The organism is Acidovorax sp. KPB24-07 (assembly GCF_057543315.1).
In genome coordinates, this window is sequence record NZ_BAAJYS010000973.1 from 1 (window position 1) to 522 (window position 522).

General features: G+C 74.1%; 1 protein-coding gene. It reads right to left on the reverse strand.

The genetic code is table 11. The features are described 5' to 3' along the window. Positions 1-67: 67 nt before the first annotated feature. Positions 68-522 (reverse strand): substrate binding domain-containing protein (locus AC27IQ_RS26985; protein ID WP_487091536.1); only part of this gene is annotated, 455 nt, incomplete at its 5' end.

Consider the following 522-nt stretch of genomic DNA (forward strand, 5'->3'; position numbering starts at 1 on the left):
CGTCCCGGCCAGGCCATGCCCGCGGCGCGCGCCGCCGCGCCGCGCCGCCTCGGTGGGGAATGGTGGGTCATGGCAAGGCTCCTTCTTGGGTGGATGGGGCGGCGGCAGGGCCCGCCGTGCGGCGCCAGAACTCGGGCTGGCCGTAATGGTGCTTGAGGTAGTCGATCCACAGCCGCACGCGCAGCGGCATGTGCTTGCGCTGGGGAAAGACCACGTAGATGCCGTTGGGCGGCGCGGCGAAGTCTTCCAGCACCGCGGCCAGGCGGCCCGCGGCGATCTCGGCCTCGACCTCCCAGGTGCTGCGCCAGGCGATGCCCCAGCCGCCCAGGCACCAGTCGTGCAGCACCTGCCCGTCCGAGCAGTCCAGCGGACCGCCGGGTTTGAAGTGCACGACCTCGGTGCCGCCGCCCTCGGCCGCGGGCATGCGAAAGGCCCAGCCGCGCGTTTGCGAGGCATCGCTGGAGAGCGTGAGGCAGGCGTGCTGCGCCAGGTCGCCCGGGTGGCGCGGCGTGCCGTGGCGCG